Consider the following 4,806-nt stretch of genomic DNA (forward strand, 5'->3'; position numbering starts at 1 on the left):
CGAGGTGCGGCGTCGATCCGATCGGTGCCCCTCCACATCGACGGAGCGACTGACTCCACCGCAGGCGAGCCCGATCGCGCGACTCTTCGTCAGACCCCATGTCGATCGCGCCATTCTCGTTGTGCCGGTCCATTTGGAAGGCCCGCCGGGGGCACTCGGCGGGGTGCCGCAGCCGAGGATGATGATCAACGCCCGTAAGCGAGATCAACCGCCAGGTCTTCAACATGCGATTGGTGACAGATCCATCATCGTCATGCGGTTGAACGCCGGGCTAACGGACAGGCGGGGCGCGGCAGAAGGTAACCCGGGATCAGCCCGCCAGCTTCGCCAGGAGAGGGGCGAGGGGGACTGTTGCTATCCGGCATTCCGTGTCGGACTGTCCGTAGGGGAGAATCAATTCGTCACCATGGATCATGCTCCCGCATGAGTAAACGACATTTGGCACGTAGCCGTCGCGCTCGGACTCCAGCGGGGTAAGCAGCGGTTCGCGGAGATGGCCGATGACCCGGCTCGGATCGTCAATGTCGAGGAGAATGGCTCCCAGGCTATAGGTACGAAATGGCCCTACCCCGTGGGTGATCACCAGCCAGCCGGCCTCCGTTTCCAAAGGCGATCCACTGTTACCGATCCGAGCCAGCTCCCAGGGGAATTTTGGTGACTCGATCATTTCGGCGTTGTCCCAGATGCGCACATTGTCGGACCGCATCACATAGTTGCTCTCGGCGTCGAATCGGCACAGCGCCACGTATTGACCGTCGATCTTTCGGGGAAACAGGGCGGCTCCCTTGTTCCGAGCGTGGTCGCCGCTCAGGGTCTCGATTCGAAATGAGTTGAAGTCGGCCGTTTCTATGAGCTGGGGTAGGATCCGAAATCCGTCGTATGCCGTATAGGTCGCGTAGTAGGACACCGATCCGTCTTCATGGGTGAACCGCACGAAGCGAGCATCTTCCATTCCATGACTCTCGATACTCGACCCCGGGAAGATCACCCTCTGGGAAAGTTCCGACTCAGGCGCGAATGTCAGGACATAGTTCGAGGTTGCCAACCAGTGCATGGCCCGCGTCGTTGCCTCAGGGAGCAGCCGGGTCTCGGATTTGCCCACGACGGCGGCGATGGCGGTCTCCAACTCCTCCAATGCAAACCGTTCTCCCAACTGGTCGATCACGTCCACTGCCAGTCGATCGAAGGCTTCCATCTCCATCAACCTGGCGCAAAACATCTCCTTTTCAAACAGCGGCGGAGTGTGGGTGCCGGTGGAGGCGTAGCGTGAGGGCGGTTCGACGGTTACCCCACCGCGGGCGTCGACCACACCTGCGCGGAACTGGATTGACGAGATATGACCCTCACCGATACCACGCAGGCTCAGGATGAACCTCTGTGCCCCCGGGTCCAGCCCCGACTGATCGGGGGCAAGGACGATTGACGGATTGGTGAGCGCAGCAGCCTCTATCGAGTACTCATTGGTGTAATACGCCCCGATGAGCAGGCGGCGATCCGCCGAGACCCCGGGGAGCCCGCCCGCCTGACGATCCACGAACCGGAAGTGCTGCTCCAGGATATCGTTTAGGTCCAGATGGCGGTCCTCGAATCTCTTACAGGCATCGGCCAGGGTGGAGGAGACCTCGTCCTCGGGGATGGCGAGGATTCGATCCAGCATGCCGTCGTCCGGGAAGACCTGGTCATCGGGAAGAAATGGTTTGAGGATCACCCGCCGGCGATCGGGGCGAAGCTCGACACCGGTTCGAGTTACCGGGATCGGGTCGGCACCGGGCCGGCCGAGCTCAGCGGATCTTGATAATCCCGCCATGTCAGGCTCGCCCGAAATCGTCGTCGATACGCTCGATGTCGTCTTCACCGAGATAGTCACCGACCTGAACGTCGATGAAGACCAGCGGGTCCGAGCCGGTGTTGCCAATTCTGTGAAGCTCGCCGGTGCCAACATCCACGGCATCGCCGACTCCAACGTCACGGGCCTGGCCATCGAGAACAACCTGGCCGGCCCCACCGACGACAAACCAGTGCTCCGACCGATGTCTATGAAGCTGGTAACTGAGGCGTTTGCCGGGATCAACAACGATCTCTTTAACCTGGTATCCGTCGGAACCGCCCAGCACGGTGTATCTGCCCCAGGGGCGCTCATCGTGTGTCGAAGATGTCATCCATCCTTCTTTCCGTCATCGGCCGCCTCGATTATCGCACGAAGGGCGAGAGCGGTGTCTTCCCAGTCCCGGACCGCGATCGTGGCGATCCCCATCGCCTTGACCGGGAAGTCATTACCACCTTCGTCGAGCTTGTCGCCGAAGAACAGGATGTCTCCGATGGCCAAGTCGAGGGCTGTCATCAGCTTGCGCATGCCGTAGGCCTTGTCGATACCGGCCTCGGTCACGTCAACCGAGGTGGTGCCTCCGACGTGGACCTCCAGATCCGAGAGCCGCCGCCGGGCATAGTCTCGCAGCGCCAGCTTTTTCGCCCCATCCGGGTCCCAGGCGTATTTTCTCTCGGCGGGCGCTAGTTGACCGAGCGCCGAGAAGGTGATCTGGCTGTCGCGGTCCTCGATGATCTCGCCGTACGGATCGGTCTCCCAGTAACCCAGCTCCTTGGCGCCGGCGGTGAGCACGTCGACGATCAGCGCCTTTGTTTCAGACGACAGGTCCTCCGAATACTGCATCACCCATTCCAGACTCCGATCATCGAACCGGAGGTATCTCGTCCCCGAAGTCGGCATGATGTGAAGCCTTGTCATCTGCTTCGGGCTCACATCGAGGCGATCGATCACCTGAACCTCGAACTGGTCGAAGGTGCCGCCCGAAATGACGCATACCTCATATATCGAGAGGAGATCGCCCAGCCTGTCGGCCATCACATCGGTGATGGCCGACTTGGTGACCGCCAGGGTCCCGTCGAGATCGAAGGCAATAACCCGTCGTTTCATAACATCCGCCTCCACCAGGTCGGGTCTATTCTCACCACATTCGGCCAGCTTGGTGGAGGGTGCTCAGACGGGCCAGTGTCGACTCGGCTCCTCGATTCAGATTCACCCCGCTGGGAGGTCGGCCCGTCATGGTACCCGCCGGTCTTGGCGTCATGGAGAACGGCTCCATGGTCTTGGCCCCGATGAGCCATCCGGCTGCTCTCATGACGGCCTCGCGCCAGCGTGGTTCGCCGGTCAGACTCCAAGCCCGACTGCAGGCATCAGCCATGGCAGCAGCTTCGACGGGTTGTTGGTCGAATCCAGGACGCGGCTCTCCGAGTGCCCACCCACCCACCGTTGTGAAGCTGAAATGGGCCTCCCGGGTCTCCACGGAGATGAGCCAGTCGAGCAGCCGGAAGCCTTGTTTCATTACCTGGTCACTGTCGAGGGCCTCTCCTGCGGCGAGCAGACCCTCGGGGGTCGTGGTGTTGGCGTACGCCAAACGCGACTCCGGCCACGGCCAGCGCCGGTCATCTCCAACCCGGAGGTGAGCCGCCCACTCCTCCATGGCCCCCCTGGCTCGAGCATTAGTCGGCTCCATCGCAAGAACATCTGCGGCGCCCAGCACCGCGGACGCGTTGGCACGCGGCGATGCCGAGATGAAACACTGTTTCTCGAACATCTCGAAGGCTGCTTCGTGCATCCAAGCCTCGGAGCGAAAGCGAATCACCGACCCGGGAGCCCGGATAGCTCGCCCCTGGGAGTCATTGGGCCCCCCATTGTCTGCCCAGGAGCCATCCGCGCGGCGACGATTGCGGAATCCTCCATGAGGTGAGACTGCGTCTTGGAGAAACGCCATGTTGATCCGAGCCAGAACCGCCAGCTCCGATGTCATGTCTTGTTGCTGGCTGATGAGCATCGACGCTCGTGTGGTGTCGTCGGTGCAATGACCGTGCTCGACGGGTGGGGTCGAGTATCGGGCATGCTCCCGCAGACCAACAGAAGTGTCATCCGGCGCAAATGATCAAGACGGATCGCAGGCAGAGCTCGGTCGGCGAGCCGGTTTTCCGCGGTTGCGAACTGGGTCCAGCCTGAGCTCATCCGTTCCAAAGAAGCCTCTTCAGTCACTAACTTGGCCCGGATCTCGGCCCAGGGCCCTGCTATGGCGAGCCCTGATCTGGACGGTAGCTGTCGGCGGGTCATTGACCAGACTGGAGAAGACCGCTTCGTATTTGGCCGCCACGGCGGGCCAGAGCAACTCAGAGGCGAGAGAGCGGGCGGCGTGAGCCATTCGAGTTGCCACCTGCGGATTCGTCAGCACGTTGCGAAGGGCGCGGGACATGGCATCTGCATCCGAATGTGGCACCACCATTCCGGCGCCGGTGCTCAGCATCTCGATCGCGTGGGGGAAGGCGGTGGCGATGACCGGCTTGCCGGCAGCGACTGCCTCGACGAGAACACCCGACGTGACCTGATCTTTGGATTCGTATGGAATCAGAATAACGTTGGCCTCCCGAATGGCCATCACTAGGGAATCTAAATCGAGATAGCGACCGCCAAACTCGACAACACCGTCCAACCCCAGTGCCGAAGCCCCGGCCTTTAGACCCGACAGATAGGCGTCACCCTGGGAGGCCTGCACCTTGGGGTGTGTTCCGCCCAAAATGAGGTATCGAGGCAGAGGGCGGATATCCGTCAAGGCGGCAAAGGCTTCGATCGACGTTTCCAGTCCTTTGCCAGGGCTGATCAAGCCCCAGGTCATCACCAGGGGCCGTGTCCCAGTCGCCAACGAGGGGCCGGATAATCCTTGCGCCGCCCCATGCGGGATGAAGGCCAATTTCCGCTGATCGACGTCGTATCTAGATGCCAGTCGACGAAGCGCCGACTTGCTCAGC

Annotated in this window: 5 protein-coding genes; all 5 read right to left on the minus strand. The window is 61.6% G+C overall.

Features of this window, described 5'->3' with window-relative positions; translation table 11 throughout:
• Positions 1–310: 310 nt before the first annotated feature.
• Positions 311–1,807 carry a glycoside hydrolase family 130 protein gene (locus JJE47_05145; protein MBK5266801.1) on the minus strand — a complete coding sequence of 499 codons (1,497 nt, stop codon included), beginning with the start codon at positions 1,805–1,807 and terminating at the stop codon, positions 311–313.
• Between the two features lies 1 nt (position 1,808).
• A complete protein-coding gene (locus JJE47_05150) occupies positions 1,809–2,159 on the minus strand; it encodes a phosphomannose isomerase type II C-terminal cupin domain (GenBank protein ID MBK5266802.1) in 351 nt (116 codons plus the stop codon).
• Positions 2,156–2,932: an HAD-IIB family hydrolase gene (locus JJE47_05155; protein ID MBK5266803.1), complete on the minus strand. Its 777-nt coding sequence runs from the start codon at positions 2,930–2,932 to the stop codon at positions 2,156–2,158. The genes JJE47_05150 and JJE47_05155 overlap by 4 nt, the downstream gene beginning before the upstream one ends.
• Before the next feature lie 31 nt (positions 2,933–2,963).
• Complete coding sequence (locus JJE47_05160; protein MBK5266804.1) at positions 2,964–3,830, minus strand: glycosyltransferase; 867 nt, start codon at positions 3,828–3,830, stop codon at positions 2,964–2,966.
• A gap of 201 nt (positions 3,831–4,031) precedes the next feature.
• Positions 4,032–4,673 carry a glycosyltransferase gene (locus tag JJE47_05165; protein MBK5266805.1) on the minus strand — a complete coding sequence of 214 codons (642 nt, stop codon included), beginning with the start codon at positions 4,671–4,673 and terminating at the stop codon, positions 4,032–4,034.
• Between the last annotated feature and the right edge of the window lie 133 nt (positions 4,674–4,806).

The sequence above is a fragment of the Acidimicrobiia bacterium genome (genome assembly GCA_016650365.1).
GTDB lineage: Bacteria > Actinomycetota > Acidimicrobiia > Spongiisociales > JAENVV01 > JAENVV01.